This is a genomic window from Streptomyces avidinii (genome assembly GCF_045161815.1).
Classification (GTDB): domain Bacteria; phylum Actinomycetota; class Actinomycetes; order Streptomycetales; family Streptomycetaceae; genus Streptomyces; species Streptomyces avidinii.
In genome coordinates this window covers 1,450,537-1,472,572 of the sequence record NZ_CP108863.1, presented here as the reverse complement: position 1 = coordinate 1,472,572, position 22,036 = coordinate 1,450,537, and the positions used below count along the sequence as shown (strand labels likewise).

Here is a 22,036-nt window from a genome sequence, read left to right as displayed (position 1 = left end):
GTCACATGGGCCGTGGACGATCCTGCTTGACGGCCCGCAGGACCACGAACTTCGGCTCGCTCGCGACGACTTCGCTGTTGCCGAAGAGCCGCCGCAGATGGGTGTGGTAACCCATGTGCCGGTTGGCGACGATCCACAGCTCGCCGCCCGGGCGCAGCACCTTGCGCGACTGCGCGAACATCCGCAGGGCCGTCGCGTCCGTCGTGGCCTGGTGGGAGTGGAAGGGCGGGTTGCTCAGCACCAGGTCCACCGAGCCGGGGGAGAGCATGGCGACCCCGTCGCCGACGTGGAACTCGGCGGTGCGCCGGCCCTCGCGGACGTTCGCCCGGTAGGTCTCCCGCGCCGAGGCCACCGCCTGGTAGGACTCGTCGGTGAACACGACCTCGGCGTCCGGGTCGTGGACCTGGACGGCCGTGCCGACGACGCCGTTCCCGCAGCCCAGGTCCACGACCCGGGCGCCGTCGGTGTTGGTCGGCAGGTTCTGCAGGAAGAAGCGGGTGCCGACGTCGAGCCGGTCGGCGCAGAAGATCCCGGCGTGGTTGACGACGGACAGGCCGGAGGCCGAGCCGGCCTCCTCGTCCACCGTGTACGTCAGCGGCCACGGCCCGGCGGAGGTGGGGCGGGTCGCCCCGGGGGTGCCCGGCGTGCAGAAGATCAGCCGGGCCTTCTTCTCCGCGAGCGAGGTCTTCGTAGGGCCGAGGATCTTCTCGAAGAGGCGCAGCGTGGAGGTGTGGATCTCCTTGACCATGCCGGTGCCGACCACGACCGTACCCGCGTGCACGTGCGGGGCCAGGCGGTACAGCTGGTCCTCCAGCAGCGCCAGGCTCTTGGGCACGCGCACCAGCAGGACGTCGATCCGCACCGGCGGCGGGTCCTGCGTGGTCAGCAGGGTCACCGTCGACTTCGAGGTCCCGATACCGGCCCGGTCCAGGTTCGCCGCGGTGGCGGCGCGGGTCAGGGCGGAGTCGGTGATCTGCGTGGGGCGGTGCGCGGCGAGTGCCGTCGTCAGCGTCCCCCAGCGGTCCCCGAGCACGGTGATCCGGCCGGCGGCGGCGGCGAGGTCCACCGGTCCCCGCTCCCCGGTGCCGGAGTCGAGGTGGCGCAGCAGGTACTCGTCGGCGGCGTCCCAGGCACGGAGCCGGTCGCGCGGGTCCTCGGGGAAGCGGGTGAGCTCGTAGGAGCCGAAGGGTGTGGTCAGGCGGTTCATATGGGACCCAGGCTATCGGAGCCGGAGGCCCGACCCCGCATGCACGGGGCCGGGCGGCGCACTACTCGGAGAACTCGCCCGCCATGGCGGCCGCCATCCGCAGGTGGGGACGGGCCTCGGCGGCCCGGCCCAGGCGCTCCAGGGTGCGACCGAGCATCAGCTGTGCGTAGTCCTCCACCGGCCAGCGCTCCAGGATGGCGCGCAGCTCGTGCTCGGCGCGGGAGAGCTGGGCGGAGTGGTAGTAGGCGCGGGCCAGCAGCAGCCGCGGGGCCAACTGCTCGGGGGCCTCGCCCGCCAGCCCGTCCAGGATGCGGGCGGCCGTCGCGTACTCCTTCGCGTCGAAGAAGAGCTGGGCGCGCGCCCAGCGCTCGGCTGCCGTCCCGTGCTCGAAGTACGTCGTCGGCGCGTTCATCGCGTCCCTTCCGCCGTTCAGGTGGTCTGTCCGCAGCCTCCAACACACCCTGGCCGCCGAACATTCCGCTCTCCGGCGCCGCCGCCTCGGGGCTAGGTTGTCCACATGAGCAATCTCGATCGCCAGCCCGCTCTCTCCGCCTGCGGCGGCCGCGGCTTCGTCGTGGCCGAACCGGTGCGCGAGCTCCTCAGCCCGCGCACGGTCAAGCTCGGTGAGTCCACCGAGGTCCGCCGACTCCTGCCGAACCTGGGCCGCCGCATGGTGGGCGCCTGGTGCTTCGTGGACCACTACGGCCCGGACGACATCGCCGACGAGCCCGGCATGCAGGTCGCACCGCACCCGCACTCCGGCCTCCAGACGGTGAGCTGGCTCCACGAGGGCGAGGTGCTGCACCGCGACAGCGTCGGCAGCCTCGAGACGATCCGGCCCCGCGAACTGGGCCTGATGACCTCCGGCCGCGGCATCAGCCACTCGGAGGAGAGCCCGCGCCCGCACGCCCGCTTCCTGCACGGCGCCCAGCTGTGGGTGGCCCTGCCGGACGCTCACCGGAACGTGGAACCCCACTTCCAGCACCACGCCGACCTCCCGCGGGTCACTGCCCCGGGCCTGACGGCGACGGTCATCCTGGGCACCCTGGACACGGCGACCTCGCCGGGCACGGCGTACACCCCGATCGTGGGCGCGGACCTCACCCTCGCGTCGGGCACCGAGACCCGCCTCCCGCTGGACCCGGACTTCGAGTACGCGGTCCTGTCGATGTCGGGCGAGGCCCACGTGGACGGCGTCCCGGTCCTCCCGGGCTCGATGCTCTACCTCGGCTGCGGCCGCACGGAACTCCCCCTGCGAGCCGCCTCGGACGCGGGCCTGATGCTCCTGGGCGGCGAGCCGTTCGAGGAGGAGATCGTGATGTTCTGGAACTGGATCGGCCGGAGTAACGAGGAGATCGTACAAGCCCGCAAGGACTGGATGGAAGGCTCCCGGTACGGCGAAGTGAAGGGTTACGACGGCCCTCCGATCCCGGCGCCGCAGCTCCCGCCGGGGCCGCTTAAGGCACGAGGACGGGTGCGTTGACCTGCTGTTTTTCAAAGTAGCCCGACAAGTCGAGATCAGCCTGAGAGGGGCCGTATCCCGCGCGGAGATCGTTCCGCCGGGGTGGGCGACGCGGGCTGCGAGAGGCCCTCTCCGGGCTCTCGACGTTTCCCAGGTGTGACCAGCTGGGGTCAGCTTTGCCAGGACCAATGCTGACCCAATGCTGACTTTGATGACGGTTCGTCAGGTCGAGGGATGTCTTCCGATGGTCCCGAATGAACCGTGGACGGGCTCCTCGGGCACGGCGCCGCAGGTTCTACAGAGCGTAGCCGTCAAAGCTCTTCTCGCCCGGCCTGGACGCAGAGGGCGCTTGCGGGCGTTCCAGTGATCGAGTGGGTAGGCAAGCGGATTGCACGACCCTGGGTGGGGGAAGTCCTGAGCGGACCGGCGTGCAGGGACCTGGGGGTGGCGGTGGCGGGTGGGGGCGACGAGTACGCGCGCGAGCGGGCGCGGCAGGCCAAGGAACGTGAGCGGCGCCAGAAGGCTGCTGAGACGGAGGCCAAGCGCAAGGCGCGCGACGAGAAGGTTGCCTACGAGGCCGCACGTGCCCAGGAGGCCGTCGACAAGACGAGCGTGACCGAGCACGACGTCGAGCAGCTGGCGGGACTGTTACGTGCGGCGGTGCTGGAGGGCCGGCCCCTGAGCTTCGACAGTCTCAGGCAGCACTTCGTCCCTGCGGTCTTCGCGCCGTCCAAGAGCCGCACGAAGCCCGTTCCCCTCCCGCGGTGGGGAGAGTACGAGCCCGAGCCGCCGCGTGGATGGTTGGGCGCGCTCGGCTTCGGGCGCCGTTCGTACGACGCGGAGGTGGAGGCTGCACGCAAGCGGTTCGACGAGGCGCTGCGTGACCATGCTCGCGAGGAGCACAAGCGGGTCGGGAAGCTGGATGCGGCGCAGGCCCGCCATGACGAGCGCAACCAGCAGGAGGCCGCCCGCATCGAGGAGTGGAATGCCGGGATCGAGGCACGCCGCGTCGCCTACCAGGAGCGCGACGTCGAAGCGGTCGAGTGGTTCATCGACCAGGTCCTGGCCGCCTCCACGTATCCCCACGGCTTCCCGAAGGCGCACCAGGTCTCCTACCAGGCAGATACGGGAGACCTGCTGGTCGAGATCGACCTGCCGCTGGAAGATGTGGTCCCGGCGGCCCGCGCCTACCGGTACGTGAAGACGCGCGACGAGATCACGCTTGTCCCGAGGCCCGAGAAGGAGCGCCACGAGCTGTACGCGTCCGTACTGGCGCAGACGGCGCTGAGGACCGTCCACGAGTTGTTCGCGGCGGACACCGACGGGGTGGTGAGGTCCGTGGCGCTGAACGGGCACGTGGCGACCATCGACCGTGCCACGGGCCGCGAGGTGCACCCCTGTCTGATCACTCTCCAGGCGGGGAGGCAGGAGTTCAGCGAACTGGTGCTGACCCAAGTCGATCCGCAGGCCTGCCTGAAGCGGCTGCGATCGCTGATCTCACCGAATCCGTACCAGCTGGAGCCGGTGCGCCCGCTGGTCACCTTCGACTTGAGCAAGTACCGGCTGATGGACAGCATGGACGTCGTGGCGGGCCTGGACAGCCGTCCCGTGCTGATGGACCTCTCGCCCACGGAATTCGAGCATTTGGTCCGGCAGTTGTTCGAAGCCATCGGCCTCGACAGTGTCAACACGCGACCGTCGCAGGACGAGGGTGTGGATGCTGTGGCGATGAACACCGACCCGGTCATGCGAGGCCTGTGCATCATTCAGGCCAAACGCACTGCCAAGGTGGTGCCCTTCGAATCGGTCTCCGCCCTCGCCGGCGTCGTGGAGCACAAGCGGGCAGCCAAGGGCATCCTGGTGACGACCTCGTGGTTCGGCCGGGCGAGCGAGGCGTTCGCGAACGACCACGGACGCCTTGAACTCCTGGACGGCGCCAACCTGGTTCACCTGTTCAAGGAACATCTCGACCTCGATGTCATCCCGGGTCCGGTCCCTCCGAAGCGCCGACCGCGCTGAGGGGGGCCGGTGATGGGGACTGCATCAGTGGGCCTGGGTGAATCTCTGGAATTCACCGAAAAGACGACGTTGGCGGCCGTATTATCTGCTTCAAGCCGCGTACGGGTGGGGAACTTGGGGCGGTAGCCGACGCCTGCATCCTCAGGGGTGCACTCTTGCCGCCCGGGGGAACGTGTGTATCTGGCTCATCTGCGCGCCGAGAACTTTCGCATCTTCGGCCCGGCTGGGCAGGAGGGCGGCGACGCGGACCGCTCGCTTCGCGTTGACTTCGCTCCGGGCACCACCGTACTAGTGGGAGAGAACGACAGCGGTAAGACGGCCATCGTGGATGCCATCCGGGTCTGCCTCCTCACAACTGCAGCGGACTACTACCGCGTCACCAAGGACGACTTCCATGTCGGGGCCGGGGGCCGCTCGGACACCTTCACGATTACCTGTGGGTTCAGAGGGCTTTCCGCGGAGGAGAAGGGTACCTTCCTCGAGCTGCTCACTACAGACGCGAGTGGCAGCGCCTTGTATGTCACATTCAGAGCGCAACTCATGGATCCGCAGCGCTCGAATCGTGTCTCTGTCACCACGCGGACCGGACCGGACGGCAAGGGACCCGCTTTGGACGGTGCCGCCCGTGAGCTCCTGAAAGCGACCTACCTGAGGCCGCTACGGGATGCGGAGGCAGAGCTTCGCTCGGGACGTGGATCCAGGCTTTCCCAGATCCTGGCCAGCTATCCGGCGATCCTCAAGGAAGAGCAGGACGACTTCAACGCTGAGACCGACACAGCCGACACCCTTGTGGGCATCCTGCGGCGAGCTGAACACCACATCACAAGCAATGCTGCCGTCGCTGCGGCTCGCGACGACATCAACACCAACTACCTCGAAAAGTTCTCGATTGGCTCAGATGTCCTCCGGGGCGAGATCGGGGTGGCCGGCGATGCCACGCTCGCTCGGGCGTTGGAACGGCTGGAGCTCACGCTCTTCGCTGGTACTGGCGAATGGACCCGTCGGGGGCTGGGCTACAACAACGCTCTGTTCATGGCTGCCGAGCTGCTACTGCTGGGGAACAGCGAGACCGCGCCTTTGCTGCTCATCGAGGAACCCGAGGCCCACCTGCATCCTCAGTTGCAGACTCGTGTGATGGACCTTCTGTACGAGCGGGCGGCCGGGACGGCCGGAGCGGCCGCAGGCGTCCAAGTCATTCTCACTACCCACAGCCCCAACCTGGCCTCCGCGGTCCCTGTCGAATGGCTCACCCTCGTAGCGCGTGGCAGCACGTTCAGCCTGGCTCCGGGACACACCCGGCTCGATGCGGGCGACTATGCTTTCCTTTCTCGCTTCCTTGACGTGACCAAGGCCAATCTGTTCTTTGCCCGCTCCGTCGCTGTGGTGGAAGGCGATGCGGAGGCGTTGCTGCTTCCTGCCCTCGCGCAGGCTGTCGGCCGCTCCTTCAACGAGAGTGGGGTCAGCGTCGTCAATGTCGGTCACACGGGCCTGTTCCGGTATAGCCGGATCTTCCAGCGGGAGGGTCGGCAGATCCCCGTCACTGTGGCCTGCATCCGCGACAGAGATCTGCTGCCGGATGGTACTCCCACGGACATGAGAGGCGAGCTGCCGTGTGTATCAGACATGACTGCGGAGCAGATTGCCGCACACGTTGATGCCCTTACGCGTGGAGACGACGGGAATGTGAAGACATTCGTTTCCGACCACTGGACCCTCGAGTACGATCTGGCAGCTGCGTCATGGACCATGGCTAGGGTGATGCACCAGGCCGTACGTGCTGCCCGAGCTTCGGAGCGGTCGTGGCCTGATGCTGAAAGGCTTGCAGAGCTCGATGGTGAGGCGGCACAGGAGGTCGAAGAATGGCGGGCCGCGGGCGTCAATCGTCCTGAGGCGGCCCTGCGAATCTACCGACCACTGAAGAAAGGCAATGCGAGCAAGGCCATCGCAGCCCAGCATGCGGCCAGGCTGCTCAAGTCCACGCCACTCACAGAGGCACACATCCCGGCGTACCTCCGTCGCGCCTTTGCCCACCTTTGCGGTGAGCCGTGACGATCCCCTACGAGCAGGCCGCCTTCGCCAAGGATAGGATTGAGGCGCTGGCTTCCGCGATGGGCCTCACCCTTCCCCACGAGGAACAGTGGGACTTTCTGCAGAGCATGATCTCTCTTGATCTACAAGCGGCACCTGGGTCGGGGAAAACCAGCCTCATAGGCCTGAAGCTTGCACTGCTTGCCGCAGGTTGGAGCTCACGGACGAGAGGCATATGCGTTCTCTCGCACACCAACACAGCCAAGACTGAAATCACTGCACGACTTGCCGCAACCCCCGCCGGCCGAAGACTTCTGGCTTATCCACACTTCATTGGGACGATCCAATCGTTCGCCAACACCTTCCTTGCTCTACCCGCTGTGCGGGCCCTGGGTGTTGAGATCCAGGCAGTCGATGACGAGGCGTATGCAGCAGCCGCGCTCCGTCTCCTTGAGCGGGACCCCCGCTTCCGAACTCTGCTCGGAACCCTCGATCGCCAGAGGGACGGCAGGCAGCTCGCAGCCACCGCCCGTTTCGTCTGTGAAGCCCGCGACCTCGCCGTGGTAGCCACGCGTAGTCTGCCGTTCTCGAAGGAGACCTCCAGCGGGAAGCAGTTCATCCTCCTCAAACGGGACCTGTCTCGCAGAGGAATCTTCCGCTACGAGGACATGTTCGCGATCGCCGAGCAGCACCTGGTGCGGAACCCTGACTTGGCGGATGCCACGTCGCGGCGCTTTCCGTTCGTTCTCCTGGACGAGATGCAGGACACCAGCCTGGTGCAGGAGCGACTACTGGACAAGGTATTCGGGTCGACGGGAACCGTCGTGCAGCGCGTCGGTGACGTGAATCAGCGCATCTTCAACGACGGACAGCCCGGGCGCACCGAAGCCGGTACGTTCCCGCTGCCCATGGCCGCTGAACTACCGGTCAGCCGACGGTTCGGCAGTCGGATAGCAGGTCTGGCGAGCGAGTTGACGGTGCATCGTCGGCAGCGCATCCACGGGGCAGGGCCTGAGGGGGCCATCGTGCTCCTCACCTATGACGAAAGTACGGTTGCCCAAGTCGTGCCGGCCTTCGAAAGGCTGGCGGCGACTCTCGTCCCACCACCTCTCCTTCAACAGAGCCCTCCGCGCGTGCTTGGCGCGCGTCGACACCGAGGAAGTTCTCCGAACTTTCCCCAGTCCCTTGCTTGCTACGTACCTGAACTTCTTGCCCAAGCGGATGCTGTTCGGGGCAGTCTCATCCGAACTACCCGCTCGGCTCAGACGCAGTGGCAATCGGATGACAGCCACGGTGCCGTAAGTCACGTCTGGAATGCCGTTCGAGGGTTGGTTCGACCTATGACGGAGGGCTATCTCCCAGCAATCGGGCGGCTGGAGCGAGAGGCAGTCACCGCTGGCGGGAAGGCGCGTGCCGTACTACTGAGCATGCTCACCGCGCAGTTGGACGATGAGGGTCTGTGGGAGTCGCTGACGGATCAGCTCATGCGTGTCTTGTCCGAGTTGACGAGCGTAACCGAGGCAGACCTCAACCGTATGGGAGAGGTGTTTCTGTACGTGCCCAGAGGTCAGTCGCCCCGCACTTTGCTGCCAACCTCCGATGAGACCGATCTGGTGCCATCTATTGCGAGCACGATTCAAAGCGCTAAGGGTGAGACGCACAGTGCCACTCTGCTTCTTGACTGCTTGGACAAGACGGGCAAGAAGTTTGATGTGAACGAGGTGCTGAATCTTCTTGCAAGTGGAAGAGACCTGGATCGAGCGACAAGCACCGTTAAGAGAGCCGCTCAGCTGATCTTCGTTGGAGCTACACGTCCAACGCATCTGCTGGCCTTCGCTACCCCTCGGCAGCGCGCCGAGCCATATGCCGAGGCGCTGGTGGCGCGAGGTTGGTCAGTGCACGATGCAAGTGCGACCCTTTGAATTGAGTCAGAGCCGCTGGCAGGTGGCCGCGTCATGCGGGCATGCTGGCGTCACCCCGTACCTCTGGCCCCCCTGCTGGGCCGCGCGGACAGAGTAGTCGTAGACCTCGGTGGAGACGGGTCAACCCTCTATGCCCCCGGCGAGGCCTGGATCATGCCCAGTTGTAGGTATGTGCCATTTCTCAATGATCGAGTGAACGCGAAGGAGCGTATAAACCTTCATAACAGGTAGCGATTCTATCCATGTTGGCCGATCATCATCAATATGGCGACGTATCCGCGGGTAGTGTGCCCGAGCGTGCTGGGCACCGGGGACAGGCCGGGGCCGTGCGGCCGGACGGTGGCGGCGATACCCATCGGGGGAGCGGTGGGTTGGGGCCGGGTGGCCGACCACAAGAGGGCGCACGGGGACCTCGTGCTTTGCCCTGGGTCCGCGCAGCGTGTTGATGTGTCGCAGGCAGGTCCGCTTCAGCTGGAGGTGCCTGGTCCCCCGGACGAGATATTGAGGCCGGAGTTCGAGGAGCAAGGGCTGTTCTGACCCGGGCGCGAGATGCTGACCCCTGGCGAGCGGTTGGCCACACCTGCGGGAGTGCAGGCCGCGATGCCCCCACTCCTGGCGGGGGAGACGAGGCATCGTCGACGGGTCAGGTGAGGGACGGCAGGATGCCGCGGGGCCACTGCCCGAGCCAAAACGCGGCTGCCGAGGGCCGGTCTTGGGCCTCGGTGGAGCCGTCGTGCAGCAAGTATTCGGTGGGAGCCACGTAGCCCTCGCCGGGGGCCAGGCGTGTGCGGATGATGCGGATGGGGCGGCCGCTGGCGACGTAGTCGCGGTAGTCCTGGGTGTGCGGGAAGCGATGGGCGTGGTCGTTGGGATGGACGGCTCGGCAGACCGCTTGGGCGTCGATGGTGCCGAAGATGATGTACCGGGTTCCGGGGCCGAGGTTGAGGCAGAGTCTGCGGCGTCCGGTGTGCTTGTCGGTGTACTGGAGCTTGTCCCAGTTGTCGAGGTGCAGCCCGATCAGCCGGCCGTCCTCGTAGTTGTCGGTGGTCGTGGTCATGCCGGGCTTGGCCAGGGCTTGACCGAGGTACACCGCGTCCGGATCGCCCAGCGGGCCGGTGAGGTCTTCGAGGAGGAGTCCTACTTGATACGTGGGTCGGACGATCTCCACGAGTGTGCTGTCCAGGGGCCGGCGAGGGGCTGAGACGGCCTTGACGTCCACCTTGGTCATGGGGCGCCACTGCCCGGCGGGGATGATCGCGCCGGGCTCGTAGGCGGTCTCCTCGGGGCGAGTGGTCCGGACGGTGGCGATTTCGCAGCGGGCGCGGAGGGCGGATGGGTCGCCGTAGGCGATGTGCAGGGGCACGGGGCCTCCCTTCAGGGTCAGTCGTCCCCGATGGTGATGTTGAGTTCGTTCACGAGGGCTTCGGCGAGGTCGGACTGCTGGCCGGGGTCGATGCGGACCTTGGCGAGGTTCGCGACCCCTCGGATGGCCGACAGATCGTTCTCGCGCAGGTCGGTGTTGCGATAGCGGCCCGTGCCGAATTCGGCGCGCCGGAGCGTGCAGTCGGTGAACACGGTGTCGGACAGGTCGCAGTCCGCGAATGTGGCCTCTGTGAGGACGCAGCCGATGAAGGCCACGGGGCCGGTGGCGCGGACCTTGTCGAACGTGGCGAAGTCGAGCTTGCAGCTTTCGAACAGCACGTCGTCGAGCACCAGGCCGTCCAGAGCGGCGCCCATCAGCTTGCAGTCTCGGAAGTGGACTCGGGTCAGCTTGCTCTCGGTCCAGCGCGCGGTGCCGAGGTCGCTGTCGCTGATCTCGACGCCGTGGAGGTTGACCGCCTCGAACTCGAGACGCTTCGCGCGGATGCCCGAGAGCCGGCCGGTGACGAGTTGGGTGTCCGTGAGGTCGAGCGATCGGAGATCGGCATCCCCGTACACGAAGTCCTGGACTGTGCCACGGGAGCTGTCGAGGCTGTCGACGTTGCTCAGGTAGAGGCCGGGCTCGTCCAGCTCAGGCAGGGTGATCGTGGCGTGGCCGAAGGTTCGGATGGCCATGGTGCTCCTTGTCGTTGGGGCGGGGCGGCCCCGCGCGGCGGGACCGTCCCGATGTCGGCGGCTGCTACTTGTTCTTCCAGTTGTCCCAGGTGGGCCGGTTGTCGAAGGTGGCCGTGGGGTTGTCCCAGGTCGGGCGGTTGTCGAACGCGGCGAGGGGCTTGGCGTGCGCGGCTTCGGAGGTGGGCTGGTTGCTCCAGGTGGCGTTGGTCCAGGAGTTCTCCCAGCGGGCGACGGCTCCGGTGCCAGCGGCCTCCAGGAGGGACTCGAATCCCTCCGCCGAGTCCATCACGAGGGTGGCGGCGTCAGTGGGCGTGTGAATGGACATGTCGCGTGACTCCTTCGAGTAGGGCGATTTTGGCGGTGGTGCAGTACCGGGTCCTGGTCCCGTCGAACCGGCCGGCGTGCTCGAAGTACCGGTTCGCGGCGTGGGCACCCCCGCAGAAGGCGAAGGCGGGGCAGGTGTCGCGGCACGCGTCGACGCCCTGCCAGAACTCGGTGATCCAGGGGGTGCGTTCCTCGGCCTCGGCCACGAGGACGTCCAGGCCGTCCTTGAGTACGTTGCCGGTGGTGAAGTCGCCGAACCGGGCGTCGGTGAACCCCGCCAGCTCTGGGGAGAGCATGATCACCCCGCCGTCGTAGGCGACGGTGGGCATCGGATCCCAAGGTGCAGAGGTGGGCGTGGGGGCGGTGTCGTGGCTGCCGAGAACGGCACCGGCGAAGTTGAGCACCCGCTGGATCTCCCTCAGCCGGATCACCGGATTGGCCCGCCAGGCGTCCGCGAGGGCGGCCCAGAACTCGGTCGTGCGCACGGGGTCGGACTCCTTGGCTCCGCGGTTGACCCCTTCTTCCTCTTCGACGTTGACGCCGAGGGTGGTGACGCCCAGCTCGGCGAAGAAGTCGTAGAAGCGGGCCGCGTTCTCGGGGGCCGGGTCGGAGACGACCGCGATGGCGGAGAACGGGATGCCGTGGCGGCGCAGGCGCTCGATGCCTCGCATGGTGACGCGGAATCCGGGGTGGCCGGCGAGGGTGACGCGGTGGGTGTTCATGTCCTCGGGGCCGTCGATGCTGACGCCGACGTGGACCTCGTGCTCCAGCAGGAACTCGCACCAGGCGTCATCCACCAGAGCCGCGTTCGTCTGGATGCTGTGCTTCACGCCCTCGAAAGGGGACATGAGCGCGGCCAGGTGCTCACGGCCCGTGGCCAGCGGCTCTCCACCGTGCCACACGACTTCGAACGCCGGATCGTGAGCTGCCCACGGGTTGACGGACGCGGCCACAGCCTCGGCAACCGTCACCGGCATCAAGTGGTTCATCTTGCGGAACGGCAAGTAGCAGTAGGTGCAGTCCATGGGCAGGCACTTCGTGGTGGGCTGCATGATCACAGACCGAGGCCTGGCCGCGAGCCGTAATGCACTCTGCATCGTGCTCCTCTCGATTGGGTCCGGGCGGGGTGTCCCGCCTCGGCTAGTGGTGCTGTTGGAGGCACCGGGCGGAGCGTGGGTGGGGTCAGCGGGGGTCGGCCTGGCGCAGGGCCTGGTGGTCGGCGACGACCCATTCGACGCCGCCGCCCTCGGGGCGCAGGAAGACGGCTTCGGGGATGAAGCGGCGGGTCTTGGGGTCTTCCCAGTCGCCGATGAACTGGACGATCCCCTCGCGGTCTTCGGCGGGGTCCAGTACGCGGGCGCCCTCGTAGAGCCAGGAGGGCCGCCCGCTCATGCCGCACCGTCCGTGCCCGCCGACTTCCTGAATCGCTCCATGCCGCGCTCGGCGCGGACCCTCAGGGAGGGACTGGGGTCCGGACTGCCGAACGGGTCGTCCCACGGGGCGTATTCGGGCTCGTGCTGCATCCTGCCGCCGGGGGCCCTGCGGGGGAGCGGAACGGGGGCGTCCTCCGCGGGCACGAGGGTGTTGAGCGAGGCGTTCCAGCCGTCCTCGCCGCCGCCCTCGGGACACAGGCGGTAGACCGTGGTGCCGGTGTCCCCGGGGACGTCTATGACCACACCCGTGCGGGAGGTTGCGGTGTCGTGCGCAAGGTCGCCGCGCAGCGGCCAGCGGGGATCAGGGTCGTCCGCCTGCTGTCGTACGCGGTCATGGTCAGTGCGACGCGTCGAGGTCATGTAGCGGAACGTATGCGCTCCGCTACGGGGCAATATGAATCCGGGGAATGTCCCCAGGTCAGTCCAGCGAAAAACGTCCGGTCATGCCGCGCAGCCGCTGGCGCGTAGCAGCCCGCTCCGCGTAGATGATCTTCCGCAGAGTAGCGCGAGCGACAGGGTGATTGCGCACCAGTTGGGGAGCGATACGTTCGGCGGTCTCCAGTTCGGTCAGGGCCTGGTCGCGGTTACCGTCCCACAGCCACGCGCGGGCAAGGTCCATGTGGTGGTGACCGAGCCGGGAGTTCGGCAGAACCGCGATGTGCGCGGGGTCCGCCTCGCGGTTGAGCCGGAGCGCCTTCGTCTGGTCACTCATCTCCAAGGCGGCGCTGACGCCGTGGATGACGACGTTGCCGAGGCTGAACGTGACCGAGTGCCGGTCGTGGATCTCGGGCCCGACGTATGAGTTGACCCGCTCGCCCGCCGTACGGGCAAGCGCGAGCCGCTCATCCGACCCAGCAGCGTTCCCGCCGCGCGCGGACGAGATCGCGGCCCGCAGGTGCAGGGCGCCCCACATACGCAGGGCGAGAGGGTCGCCGGCCTCGTACTCGGCTTCGATGCTGGCGAGGGCCTTGTCCCCGAGGGCGAGGGCGTCATCCCAGTCGGCCGACGCCCACGTGTCCCACATGCGCATCCACAGCGCCATCGCCGGCATCACCGGGTCACCTGAGAGCTGCGCGGACCAGGTGGCCCGTTCGCAGGCCATGGCGACCAGCTCGGGATGTCCGAGGGCATGGGCCGCTGTGTGGGCGAACTTGCAGGCCACCGCATAGATCGCGAACGCCTCTTCACGTTCGTGGCCAGTGGACGCCTCAGCGAGGGCCCGGGCCTCGCGCAGCATGTCCGGCAGCTCCTTCAGTACGGCGGCGTTCGCCGCGGCGTCGCGCAGGCGGAGCAGGCGCTTCATGTCGTGCCACAGCACCTCGGACGGCCGAGGGGTGCCGTCAAAGACGGGAGCCAGGTCGTACCGGCGCAGTTCCCGGATGATGGAGGCCGCTGAGACCTGCCACTTGGTTTCGGCGCCGCCGCCCGAGTACGGGCGCTCGATCAAGGTGTTCGGATGGCAGTGGAGCGCGGCGGCCACGGCGTTGATCAGACCGGCCCGGTCCAGCTCGATCCGCCCCTTCTCCAGCTTCGATACCCACCCCTGCGTCCGCCCCAGTGCGGCGGCAAGGTCGGCCTGAGTCATCCCAACCGAGAGCCGCTGACGCCGGACCCGTTGTCCGATCCGCTCTTGCTCCTCGATGTACCCGCTCACACCCATCACCCCGATCTGCGACCGCTTCTTCTGACGCGAAGGTACCGCTGGGGCGCTCCAGAAGGTGGGCCTTGGCCAAGGGATCTCAACATATGCCCATGCCCTCCTCGCCGCCTTTGAGCGAGACGGCAGCCCCGGGATCGCGGCGAACGCCGACCTCACCGATCCCGGCGCCGTCCAGACCATGGTCGACCTCGTCCGCGCCGAGATCGGGCCCATCGACATCCTGGTGAACAACGCCGGCTCCTACCCCCGCGTCCCCTGGCAGGACACCGACGAGGCCGCCTGGAAATACTCCCTCGACGTGAACCTCACCGCCCACTACCGCACCTGCCACGCCGTGACCCCCGGCATGATCGAACGCCGCTGGGGCCGGATCGTGAACATCGGCAGCGTCAACGCCCGCGCCGGCCGGACGAACCTCGTCGCGTACAGCACCGCGAAGGCCGGGCTACTGGGCCTGACCCGTTCCCTCGCCCGCGAACTGGGCCCGTACGGGGTCTGCGTCAACACGGTCATGCCCGGCGCCATCCAGGTTGAGGCCGAGAATGCCATCCCCGCCCAGCACCTCGCGCGCCCGGAGGACCAGATCAAGCGCCAGTGCGTCCCTCGCCGTGGTCGGCCCGAAGATGTCGCGGCCCTGGTGGCGTTCCTCGTGGGCCCCTCCGCGTCGTTCATCATTGGGCGATCCGTCCACGTCGATGGCGGCTGGCTGCTGCACTGAGACCGTCAACAAGCAAGGAGACAGACCGAAATGATCGAACGAGTCCGAGCCGTCCTCGTCACTGCGGACGACACGATGCTGGTCATCCGTCGCACCAAGCCCGGCATCCCCGCGTACTGGGTCCTGCCCGGCGGCGGCGTCGAACCCGGCGATGAGTCGCGGGAGGCCGCTCTTCACCGGGAGATCCACGAGGAGATTGCGGGGAAGGCCGACATCGTCCGGCTCCTTCACACGATGGAGTCTGAGGACGAGCGTCAGCTCTTCTACCTTGCCCGCATCGCCACCTGGTCCTTCGAGGACCGCTCCGGGCCCGAGTTCAGCGCCGAGGGCCGCGGCGAATACGCGCTGGAGGAAATCCCGCTGACCGTCGAGGGGCTCGACGGAATCGACCTCAAGCCCGAGGAGATCGCCCACGTCCTCCGGGGCGCCATCGGCGCCGGCACCGTTCGGGCGGAGGCTGCGAAGTAGCCGTCCGGCTTTGTGGACTTGCCGTCGGGACCAACGCCGAAGTGCGTCGGCCCCGACGGCGCCTACGGCGTGCGGCGGCTGCTGATTGCTGTGAGCTGCTCGGGTTGGGACGGACGCATTGGGTTAGCACGGGCCGGACGGCGGGCGTTGGCCAAGGGATCTCAACATGCAGAAGCCCTTTATGACGAGCCGGCGGCTCGCCCCGAGGCGGTGTCAGCGGGGGCCTTTATGCTGGTTGGACGGGGTGCAGGGAAGGTGTCTGGGGGACGCCATGCCTGAATGGCTGCTCGCTGTGCTTATTCCGGTCGGTCTGCTGGGAGTGGGCGCGTGCGCCTTTTTGATTTGGGCGGCGCTGGGCACGGAGAGGCCGGTGGAGCATCACTCGTCGATTCCCAGCTGCTGGGAGGGGCCTGAGGGATGAGGTCGAGGACGGGTGGGGGCCAGCTTCCGTGACGCGGAAGCCCCAGAAGCCCCGAAATGAGGGACCCGTAATCTCCCGGGCCAGCGGTCGGTCTCAGCCGGCCCCTGCTGGTTCAGGACCGTGGGCACCGAGGTGACTGCTGCCACTGCCAGTCAGTACCTCCGCGCCCCCACCTACAGTGGCTGGTCGGCAGACGCCCCAGCAGCGCGCCTTGGCCGGACTGGAGAATGTGCGGGGCCTCCAGCGGGATCCAGAACACTCGAAGTAGGTCGGCGCCTGCTTGCCGTCGTGGTCCTCCTGGCTCATCCAGCGCTCCGGTGTCGGCTCGGTCAGCTCCAGGTGGAAGACGTGCCGGTGCTGGATCTCGAACCGGTACGGGCTGATGTCGTACTCGGTCTCGCCGAGCTTGCGGACGATCTTGAAATCCGACAGTCCGGTCTCCTCGCGGGCCTCGCGCAGGGCGGCGGATTCCGGGGCCTCACCGGGGCGGATGCTGCCTGCGGGCACCCCGGAGGCGGGATTCGTTGGACGGACCTACTCGTGGGCTGGCTGGTGGGCTGGGCCGTCTCTTTCGGATCTTGTCGGGCGTCGCGGGCCCGGCAAGATCCGGAAGAGACGGCCCAGGTCCGGGTCCGCCACCGTAAGCATTCGGACTGTGGGATGCCGTGGGCCAACGACATGCCGCGCTTGGCGTAATGATCCACTCAGGCGGGCCTCCGGGTCCACGTTGTGCAAAGGGGTGACCGGGGTGGTGGCAGGAAGGGTTGGCGAAGCGGCTTATGGGTGAGGAGATCGCGGAGGACCGGTCGGAGGGTTTTGGCGAGCGGCTGCTCGGCCTGCTGCTGGATCGGGCGCGGCTGCTGCCGCCACAGCTGATCGCGCCGCTGATCGCGGAGGAGGTGGGCAGGGTCGGAGGCCGTGATGTCTCGATCCTGCTCCAGGACTACGCGCAGGAGCTGCTGGTGCCGCTGCCGGGCAGGAATCTGCACGTCAGCCAGCCCGAATCAGTGATCGACTCCCACGCCGGCCGGGCCTTTCTGCGTGGGGAGGTCGTCGAGGTGACTCAGGCCCGTGGCGGCGTGCGGATGTATCTGCCGCTGCTGGACGGCGGCGACACGGTGGGCGTGATGGCTCTCACCCTGGACGCCGTCGGTGGCGACGACCGGCGGCTGCTGAGCCGGCTCTCGTGCCTGGTGGCGGACCTGCTGGTCACCAAGAACGCCTACACCGACCAGTTCTTCCAGGCCCGGCGCCGGGAGCCGATGAGCGTGTCCGCGGAGATCCAGTGGACTCTGCTGCCGCCGCTGTCGATGGCCGTGCCGCAGGTTGAGGTGGCCGGCATCCTGGAGCCCGCCTACCGCGTCGCCGGCGACAGCTTCGACTACGCGCTCAACGACAACATCCTGCACGCCGCGGTGATCGACGCGATGGGCCACGGCGTGGAAGCCGCCACCATGGCGACCGTGGCCATCGGCGCCTACCGGCACGCGCGGCGCGTGTTGATCAGTCTGGCCGAGAAGTACGCGTTCATGGACGATGCCATCTCCCGGCAGTTCGGCCCCGACCGCTTCGTCACGGCGCAGTTGATGCACATCAACGTCGCCACCGGTGCGATGGAGCTGGTCAACGCCGGCCATCCCGCGCCGCTGCTGATCCGTGACGGGCAGGTCGTGACGCAGCTGGAGAGCGCAACGACGCTGCCCGTCGGTTTCGGCGGCGAGGAGCCCCGGATCAGAGAGCACGCGCTCCAGCAGGGCGACCGCGTGCTGTGCTACACCGACGGCATCATCGAGGAACGCGGCACCGGCGGGGAGCTGTTCGGCGAGGAACGCCTCATTCGCTGCGTCAACCGCGTCGGGGAGGAACCCTCACAAGGGGTGCGGGCGGACCTGCGCCGGCTGTCCCACATGCTGAAGAGCGAACGGGGCGGGCACACGAGCGACGACGCCACCCTTTTCATGATCGAGTGGCGCGGGGGCGCCGCCGACCACCTCGCAATCTTTGACTGAACGCCCCGCGATGGACCGGCACCCCGGAGACGGGATCCGCTGCACGGACCTCCTCCGGGGCGCGTATCCCGGGGGCCGTCGTCGTTCGCGGCCGGTGAGTGTTCTTGATCGTGGGTCTTCTGCGGGAGAAGTGTGACCTCCGGCTGCGGCGTCCGTTGAACGGGTGGATGCCATCAGAGCTGACAGGTCCGGCACGGCCGAGCGGTCGGGACGACCAGGGTTGGGCCTCGTCCCGGCCGTCGGCCGTTGCCAGCAGACGACCGTTTCGCCTCCGCAGTGGACTCGGTTCTCCCGGCCGGCGCGGGAGTTGTGGCACGCATCCCAGACGCCGGTCTTCGACGCCGTTGAGCGGGAGTGGTTGGCCGAGGCCGGGAAGTGCCCCGCCGTCCGATGCCGTCCGATGCCGTTCGGCGGCCGGCGCCCGATGACTGCCGACGATCCCTTTCGCCGTGGCTGAGCTTGTTCTTCATCTTCGGGCCCCGTTCGGAGATGAAGAACAAGCTCGGGCGTGATCGGGCTTGATTGCGCGCTCCCAGGTGTCGTGGGCGCGCGCCCATCGTGCCGCGACGGGAGAGGAGTGATTGTGCTGCTCGGCAGGGGCGAGATGCATGATGGCCTTGAGCCGCCTCTCGCACCACCGGTCGCATCCGTCGTGGTTGTCATAGCGGGCCGTGCCTGACGAGGTGTCCTTCAGCTCTTGTGCGGCCAGGGCTTCCTCGCGGATCTCTTCGGGCTCCGGAACGTCGGCCATGCTGCCGCGATCGGGTACGCGCTGGCTGACGCCGGCCTGCTGTGGAGGCACTCGGACCCCCCCGCACGCCGCAGACAGGTGGAGCACCAAGCCGGTCGCTCCCTGCCGCAGCGGTACGTCCATGCCCGCCACAGGGCCGAGTGGAACGTCGCGCGCCGTTGGAAGGGGTACCCCGTCATGTGCTGCAACGCTCGCGCACACGCTCGTGAACTCCTGCCTTGGGGTGCCGAATGTTGCCACACAGGCCTGTCGTACGCCCGAGGGCTACGGTGTGCCTTTCGCCGATCGAGTGACGGGAAGTCTGCACACGATGTCCGGCCCGCCTGCGCCGCAGGCCGCATCACGACTTCAGGCATCCTGCGAGAGTGGGAAGCGTCATCGTTGGGCTGGGCGGGCCTCCAGCTCGGCTTGGGGAACCGGTCCGGAAGTCCGGGGCGTGCGGGGCGTGCGGGGCGTGCAGGCGCACGGGTGACACGCTCCAGCGGCGTCTGCTGCCGTTTGTGACCCGTACCCGGCCGGGATGCCGAGATGAGTGCCGATCCGCGTTACTCCGCGCCCATATCGACGGGCCTGGGCGCCGCGACCGCCGTCACCTCAAGGCTGGTCGGCGCAGTCATCAGGCCGATCGCCAATGCGTCGACCGCCGCTGCGCGAACCAACAAGCGGCGCGCCGTAGCCTGCACGTTCAATGCTTTCCTTCGCGGCCCAGTGCTTCTACTTCTGCCGAAGCACCCCACCGAGCCGTGCGGTGGGGTGCGAGTCGCGGCTGCGACGTCATTCGCCTTGGGTCACCAGGAGGACTTGGTCACTGCCGGAAGAAATCCGGCTTGTGCCTGCTGGCGGGTGCGGACCCGGGAGACGCGAACTTGCGCAGGTAGCCGCGTGGGCGGCCGTCCACGCTGTCGCGGTTGCGTGCCCGGGTGGCACTCGCGTTGCGGGGCTGTTTCCGCAATTCCGCCAGGGCAGCGAGCCGTTCTGAGTTGGTGGACGACGGGCGCCTGATGATCGACTTCAGTTCGGCTCGCCGGGCGGCATACCGCTCGGCGGTCGTCTTGCGCTTGCCTTCCGCCACCGGCGTGTTGGGAACTGAAGTCGGTGCGGGACGGGCTCAGATTCCGTGTGTCGACAGGCAGAAGGGATGACCCGCCGGGTCCAGAAGTACCCGCCACACGTCGGGCCGCGGCTGGAAGGAAGGCAGGACGGCGCCCAGGGCGAGCATCCGCTCCTGCGCGGCGTCCAGGTCGTCGACGCCCAGTTCGAGGTGGGCCTGCTTGCTGTGGGCGGGGTCAGGCCAGGCCGGAGGCCGGAAGCCGGCCTGGCGGACGAAGCCGAGGCCCGGGGCTCCCGCCCGCCCCAGCAGGACGAAGTCGTCGCTCTGGTACAGCACGGGCAGGTCCAGGGCGTCGCCGTAGAAGCGGGCCAGTTCGGCCGGGTCAGGGCAGTCGAAGTCGAAGGAAAGCAGACGAATCTCTGGGTTGCTCATGGGCCCGGACCGTAGGCCATGACCCTGACAGGACGTGTCCTGGTCATACGGAACACTGGGGGATTGTGATCAGGACCTCCTCCCGCCTGCTGCGCTTGGTGTCGCTGCTGTCCTCGCGCCCCGAATGGACCTGCCGTGAACTGGCCGAGCGCATGGCGGTCACCGACCGCACAGTCCGCCGGGACATCGCCCGGCTGCGGGACCTGGGCTACGGAGTCGAATCCGCGCCCGGCCCCTGGGGCGGCTACCGGCTCAGCCCCGGCGCCCGGATGCCGCCGCTGGTGCTGGACGACGAGGAGGCCCTGGCCGTCGCCGTCGCCCTGCGCGAGGCCGCGCTCAGCGGAGTCCTCGGCGCCGGGCAAGCCGCCCTCTCCGCGCTGCTCAAGCTCCGCCAGAGCCTGCCCGCACACCTCGCGGCCCAGCTGAACACACTGGACCGCACACTCGAACACACCCCGCGCTCCGGCGAACCGCAGATCGACACACCTCTGCTGCTGGATTTGGCGCGAGCCTGCCACAGCACACTGCGCACCACCCTCTCCTACCGGGACCACACCGGCCGGGCGTCCGTGCGAGCCGTAGACCCCTACCGCCTGGTCCACACCGGCCTGCGCTGGTACCTGGTCGCCCGGGACGTCACCAAACAGGAATGGCGCACGTTCCGCGCCGACCGGGTGGTGAGCGTACGCCCGACCACCGAACCGGCCGACCTGACCGATCCGCCCGACGCCGCAGCACTGGTCTCCCGGGGGATCGCGAGCGTCGTCTATCCCGTGTACACGACGATCCGCCTTCCGCTCCCCCTGGACCGCGCCCTGCAAAAGATTCCACCCACCATCGGCACACACAACGCTGACGGCCCCGAAGCCACCGTGGTCGAGATCGGCGGCAACAGCACCGATCACCTCGCCGCCTACCTCCTCAGCCTGGCCACACCGTTCACAGTGCTGTCCCCGGACGAGGTGCGTCACGCAGTCATCCACCAGGCCCACGCCCTCCTGACAGCCAACCGCTGACAGCGACGAACACCAAGGCGAGGAGACCGAGAGACTTCACCGTTCCTCACCCTGAAACGCTGCAGTCAGTACCCGTAGCGGGAGTGCAGGACGCCCGAAGCCCCTTCGCCAGTAGCTCCGTCGTCTTCGACCGCCGTGGCCCTGGTCTGCGGTGGCGGAGCGGGGCGTGCTCGGGTCACTGCAGGTGGTACGGCCCGAACCGCGCGGGAGCTTCGACGTACCGGCCGGCGAACCGCGCCAGCGCATCCGGCGCGAGGAGGCTCGGCTCGCCGCGCAGCAGGACGTGGTCCGAGCAGCCGACGGCGAGCACGCGGGGCCGGTCGGGGTGGTCGGCCCACCACTGCCCGCGGCCGGTGCTCAGTACGTGCTCGGCGAGTGTGCCGGGCCCGGGCGAGCCTGCTGGGAACCAGCGGCTCACGGCTGGCAGCTGCTGCGGGGCGATTTCGAACATGGGGCCTCTCCAGGCTGTGCCCGGGACGTCCGGGCGGAGGGAAGCAGGGGACCGGAGCCTGCGAACGGGTGGGGCCCCGTGCCTGCCGGGACTGCGGTGGGCACGGGGCGGGAGCGGCCGCCCGCCGTACGGGCGGGGGCGGGCGGCCGCAGATCGGAGGGCGCCTCAGCGCACCGTCGAGTGAGCAGCGCGCGGGGCCGGGCGCACCGTATGAGGTGGCCGGTCGTCATGGCGCAGACCGAACTCCTCGCCCGGCTGGCGGCCGTGGTCCGCCGTACGCCTGACCACGGCGCGACCGACGCGGACGAAGCGGTGCTGGAGACCGAGGAGCTCACGGTCGACCTGCTGGCGAGGAAGGTCAGGCGGAGAGGGATGACCGTCAGGCTCACGCCGACCGAATGGCACCTGCTGGAGGTCCTGATCCGCAACCGAGGCCGGATGGTAAGCCAGCGCAGGCTTCTCCAGGAGGTGTGGGGTTCTTCGTACGGGACGCAGACCAACTACCTGCGGGTGTACATGGCGCACCTCCGGCGGAAGCTGGAAGCGGACCCGTCGCACCCGCGCCACCTGATCACCGCTCCGGGTACGGGGTACCGCTTCGAGGCCTGA

Annotated in this window: 21 protein-coding genes and 2 pseudogenes; 9 read left to right on the top strand and 14 right to left on the bottom strand. The window is 68.1% G+C overall.

Going from position 1 to position 22,036, the window contains the following annotated elements:
• Position 1: 1 nt before the first annotated feature.
• Both OG373_RS06655 and OG373_RS06650 read right to left on the bottom strand, forming a co-directional pair.
• The gene (locus OG373_RS06655) at positions 2-1,198 is read right to left on the bottom strand and encodes a methyltransferase (protein WP_405443960.1); all 1,197 of its coding nucleotides are present in this window, start codon (positions 1,196-1,198) and stop codon (positions 2-4) included.
• Positions 1,199-1,268: 70 nt separating this feature from the next.
• Positions 1,269-1,619 carry a tetratricopeptide repeat protein gene (locus tag OG373_RS06650; RefSeq protein WP_397737285.1) on the bottom strand — a complete coding sequence of 117 codons (351 nt, stop codon included), beginning with the start codon at positions 1,617-1,619 and terminating at the stop codon, positions 1,269-1,271.
• A gap of 105 nt (positions 1,620-1,724) precedes the next feature.
• Between OG373_RS06650 and OG373_RS06645 the strand changes: the two genes are divergently transcribed.
• The 4 genes from OG373_RS06645 (at position 1,725) to OG373_RS06630 (ending at position 8,638) form a co-directional block, all read left to right on the top strand.
• Positions 1,725-2,690 carry a pirin family protein gene (locus tag OG373_RS06645; RefSeq protein WP_405436633.1) on the top strand — a complete coding sequence of 322 codons (966 nt, stop codon included), beginning with the start codon at positions 1,725-1,727 and terminating at the stop codon, positions 2,688-2,690.
• Positions 2,691-2,930: 240 nt separating this feature from the next.
• Positions 2,931-4,688, top strand: a complete 1,758-nt coding sequence (locus OG373_RS06640; protein WP_405436631.1) for a restriction endonuclease — start codon at positions 2,931-2,933, stop codon at positions 4,686-4,688.
• Positions 4,689-4,862: 174 nt separating this feature from the next.
• Positions 4,863-6,737 carry an ATP-dependent endonuclease gene (locus OG373_RS06635; protein WP_257553139.1) on the top strand — a complete coding sequence of 625 codons (1,875 nt, stop codon included), beginning with the start codon at positions 4,863-4,865 and terminating at the stop codon, positions 6,735-6,737.
• Positions 6,734-8,638, top strand: coding sequence for a UvrD-helicase domain-containing protein (locus tag OG373_RS06630; RefSeq protein ID WP_405436629.1), 1,905 nt, complete (start codon positions 6,734-6,736; stop codon positions 8,636-8,638). The genes OG373_RS06635 and OG373_RS06630 overlap by 4 nt, the downstream gene beginning before the upstream one ends.
• Before the next feature lie 643 nt (positions 8,639-9,281).
• On the opposite strand, the gene OG373_RS06625 is transcribed toward OG373_RS06630, so the two are convergent.
• The 7 genes from OG373_RS06625 to OG373_RS06595 form a co-directional block, all read right to left on the bottom strand.
• Positions 9,282-10,001, bottom strand: a complete 720-nt coding sequence (locus OG373_RS06625) for a hypothetical protein (protein ID WP_326586612.1) — start codon at positions 9,999-10,001, stop codon at positions 9,282-9,284.
• A gap of 17 nt (positions 10,002-10,018) precedes the next feature.
• Positions 10,019-10,693: a pentapeptide repeat-containing protein gene (locus OG373_RS06620; RefSeq protein ID WP_405436627.1), complete on the bottom strand. Its 675-nt coding sequence runs from the start codon at positions 10,691-10,693 to the stop codon at positions 10,019-10,021.
• Positions 10,694-10,757: 64 nt separating this feature from the next.
• Entirely contained in the window at positions 10,758-11,018 is a 261-nt protein-coding gene (gene amcA, locus OG373_RS06615; RefSeq protein ID WP_326586610.1) for a multiple cyclophane-containing RiPP AmcA, read from the bottom strand.
• On the bottom strand, positions 10,996-12,069 hold the full coding sequence (gene amcB / locus OG373_RS06610) for a cyclophane-forming radical SAM peptide maturase AmcB (RefSeq protein WP_257553134.1): 1,074 nt from the start codon (positions 12,067-12,069) through the stop codon (positions 10,996-10,998). Before amcB ends, amcA begins: the two co-directional genes overlap by 23 nt.
• A 130-nt stretch (positions 12,070-12,199) precedes the next feature.
• The gene (locus OG373_RS06605; RefSeq protein WP_053173540.1) at positions 12,200-12,409 is read right to left on the bottom strand and encodes a hypothetical protein; all 210 of its coding nucleotides are present in this window, start codon (positions 12,407-12,409) and stop codon (positions 12,200-12,202) included.
• Entirely contained in the window at positions 12,406-12,810 is a 405-nt protein-coding gene (locus OG373_RS06600; protein WP_326586609.1) for a hypothetical protein, read from the bottom strand. Before OG373_RS06600 ends, OG373_RS06605 begins: the two co-directional genes overlap by 4 nt.
• A 58-nt stretch (positions 12,811-12,868) precedes the next feature.
• Complete coding sequence (locus OG373_RS06595; RefSeq protein ID WP_257553132.1) at positions 12,869-14,110, bottom strand: helix-turn-helix domain-containing protein; 1,242 nt, start codon at positions 14,108-14,110, stop codon at positions 12,869-12,871.
• 58 nt (positions 14,111-14,168) lie between these two features.
• Between OG373_RS06595 and OG373_RS06590 the strand changes: the two genes are divergently transcribed.
• Positions 14,169-14,828, top strand: a complete 660-nt coding sequence (locus tag OG373_RS06590; RefSeq protein ID WP_405436625.1) for an SDR family NAD(P)-dependent oxidoreductase — start codon at positions 14,169-14,171, stop codon at positions 14,826-14,828.
• A 30-nt stretch (positions 14,829-14,858) separates the two neighbouring features.
• Positions 14,859-15,296 (top strand): NUDIX domain-containing protein, encoded by a 438-nt coding sequence (locus OG373_RS06585; protein ID WP_405436623.1) that lies wholly within the window; start codon positions 14,859-14,861, stop codon positions 15,294-15,296.
• A gap of 514 nt (positions 15,297-15,810) precedes the next feature.
• On the opposite strand, the gene OG373_RS06580 is transcribed toward OG373_RS06585, so the two are convergent.
• Positions 15,811-16,224: an NUDIX domain-containing protein gene (locus OG373_RS06580; RefSeq protein ID WP_405436621.1), complete on the bottom strand. Its 414-nt coding sequence runs from the start codon at positions 16,222-16,224 to the stop codon at positions 15,811-15,813.
• Positions 16,225-16,496: 272 nt separating this feature from the next.
• Between OG373_RS06580 and OG373_RS06575 the strand changes: the two genes are divergently transcribed.
• Positions 16,497-17,726 (top strand): PP2C family protein-serine/threonine phosphatase, encoded by a 1,230-nt coding sequence (locus tag OG373_RS06575; RefSeq protein ID WP_405436619.1) that lies wholly within the window; start codon positions 16,497-16,499, stop codon positions 17,724-17,726.
• Between the two features lie 466 nt (positions 17,727-18,192).
• On the opposite strand, the gene OG373_RS06570 is transcribed toward OG373_RS06575, so the two are convergent.
• The 3 genes and pseudogenes from OG373_RS06570 to OG373_RS06560 all read right to left on the bottom strand — a co-directional run bounded on the left by OG373_RS06570 (position 18,193) and on the right by OG373_RS06560 (position 19,960).
• Positions 18,193-18,477 carry a hypothetical protein gene (locus tag OG373_RS06570; RefSeq protein ID WP_405436617.1) on the bottom strand — a complete coding sequence of 95 codons (285 nt, stop codon included), beginning with the start codon at positions 18,475-18,477 and terminating at the stop codon, positions 18,193-18,195.
• Between the two features lie 788 nt (positions 18,478-19,265).
• Positions 19,266-19,549 (bottom strand): annotated as a pseudogene (rpsN, locus tag OG373_RS06565) (30S ribosomal protein S14).
• A 36-nt stretch (positions 19,550-19,585) separates the two neighbouring features.
• Positions 19,586-19,960 (bottom strand): VOC family protein, encoded by a 375-nt coding sequence (locus OG373_RS06560; protein WP_405436615.1) that lies wholly within the window; start codon positions 19,958-19,960, stop codon positions 19,586-19,588.
• Between the two features lie 65 nt (positions 19,961-20,025).
• Between OG373_RS06560 and OG373_RS06555 the strand changes: the two genes are divergently transcribed.
• Positions 20,026-20,976 carry a helix-turn-helix transcriptional regulator gene (locus OG373_RS06555; protein ID WP_405436613.1) on the top strand — a complete coding sequence of 317 codons (951 nt, stop codon included), beginning with the start codon at positions 20,026-20,028 and terminating at the stop codon, positions 20,974-20,976.
• 175 nt (positions 20,977-21,151) lie between these two features.
• On the opposite strand, the gene OG373_RS06550 is transcribed toward OG373_RS06555, so the two are convergent.
• Entirely contained in the window at positions 21,152-21,427 is a 276-nt protein-coding gene (locus tag OG373_RS06550) for a hypothetical protein (RefSeq protein ID WP_405436611.1), read from the bottom strand.
• Between the two features lie 240 nt (positions 21,428-21,667).
• On the opposite strand from OG373_RS06550, the pseudogene OG373_RS06545 reads away from it, so the two are divergent.
• Positions 21,668-22,036, top strand: a pseudogene (locus tag OG373_RS06545) (winged helix-turn-helix domain-containing protein); the annotation flags it as partial.

Coding starts and splice junctions, on each gene's coding strand:
- OG373_RS06585 (WP_405436623.1), top strand. CDS start 14,859: ATGATCGAACGAGTCCGAGCCGTCCTCGTCACTGCGGACGACACGATG.
- amcA (WP_326586610.1), bottom strand. CDS start 11,018: ATGTCCATTCACACGCCCACTGACGCCGCCACCCTCGTGATGGACTCG.
- OG373_RS06620 (WP_405436627.1), bottom strand. CDS start 10,693: ATGGCCATCCGAACCTTCGGCCACGCCACGATCACCCTGCCTGAGCTG.
- OG373_RS06560 (WP_405436615.1), bottom strand. CDS start 19,960: ATGAGCAACCCAGAGATTCGTCTGCTTTCCTTCGACTTCGACTGCCCT.
- OG373_RS06600 (WP_326586609.1), bottom strand. CDS start 12,810: ATGACCTCGACGCGTCGCACTGACCATGACCGCGTACGACAGCAGGCG.
- OG373_RS06570 (WP_405436617.1), bottom strand. CDS start 18,477: ATGGCCGACGTTCCGGAGCCCGAAGAGATCCGCGAGGAAGCCCTGGCC.
- OG373_RS06650 (WP_397737285.1), bottom strand. CDS start 1,619: ATGAACGCGCCGACGACGTACTTCGAGCACGGGACGGCAGCCGAGCGC.
- OG373_RS06605 (WP_053173540.1), bottom strand. CDS start 12,409: ATGAGCGGGCGGCCCTCCTGGCTCTACGAGGGCGCCCGCGTACTGGAC.
- OG373_RS06575 (WP_405436619.1), top strand. CDS start 16,497: ATGGGTGAGGAGATCGCGGAGGACCGGTCGGAGGGTTTTGGCGAGCGG.
- OG373_RS06550 (WP_405436611.1), bottom strand. CDS start 21,427: ATGTTCGAAATCGCCCCGCAGCAGCTGCCAGCCGTGAGCCGCTGGTTC.
- OG373_RS06595 (WP_257553132.1), bottom strand. CDS start 14,110: ATGGGTGTGAGCGGGTACATCGAGGAGCAAGAGCGGATCGGACAACGG.
- OG373_RS06645 (WP_405436633.1), top strand. CDS start 1,725: ATGAGCAATCTCGATCGCCAGCCCGCTCTCTCCGCCTGCGGCGGCCGC.
- amcB (WP_257553134.1), bottom strand. CDS start 12,069: ATGCAGCCCACCACGAAGTGCCTGCCCATGGACTGCACCTACTGCTAC.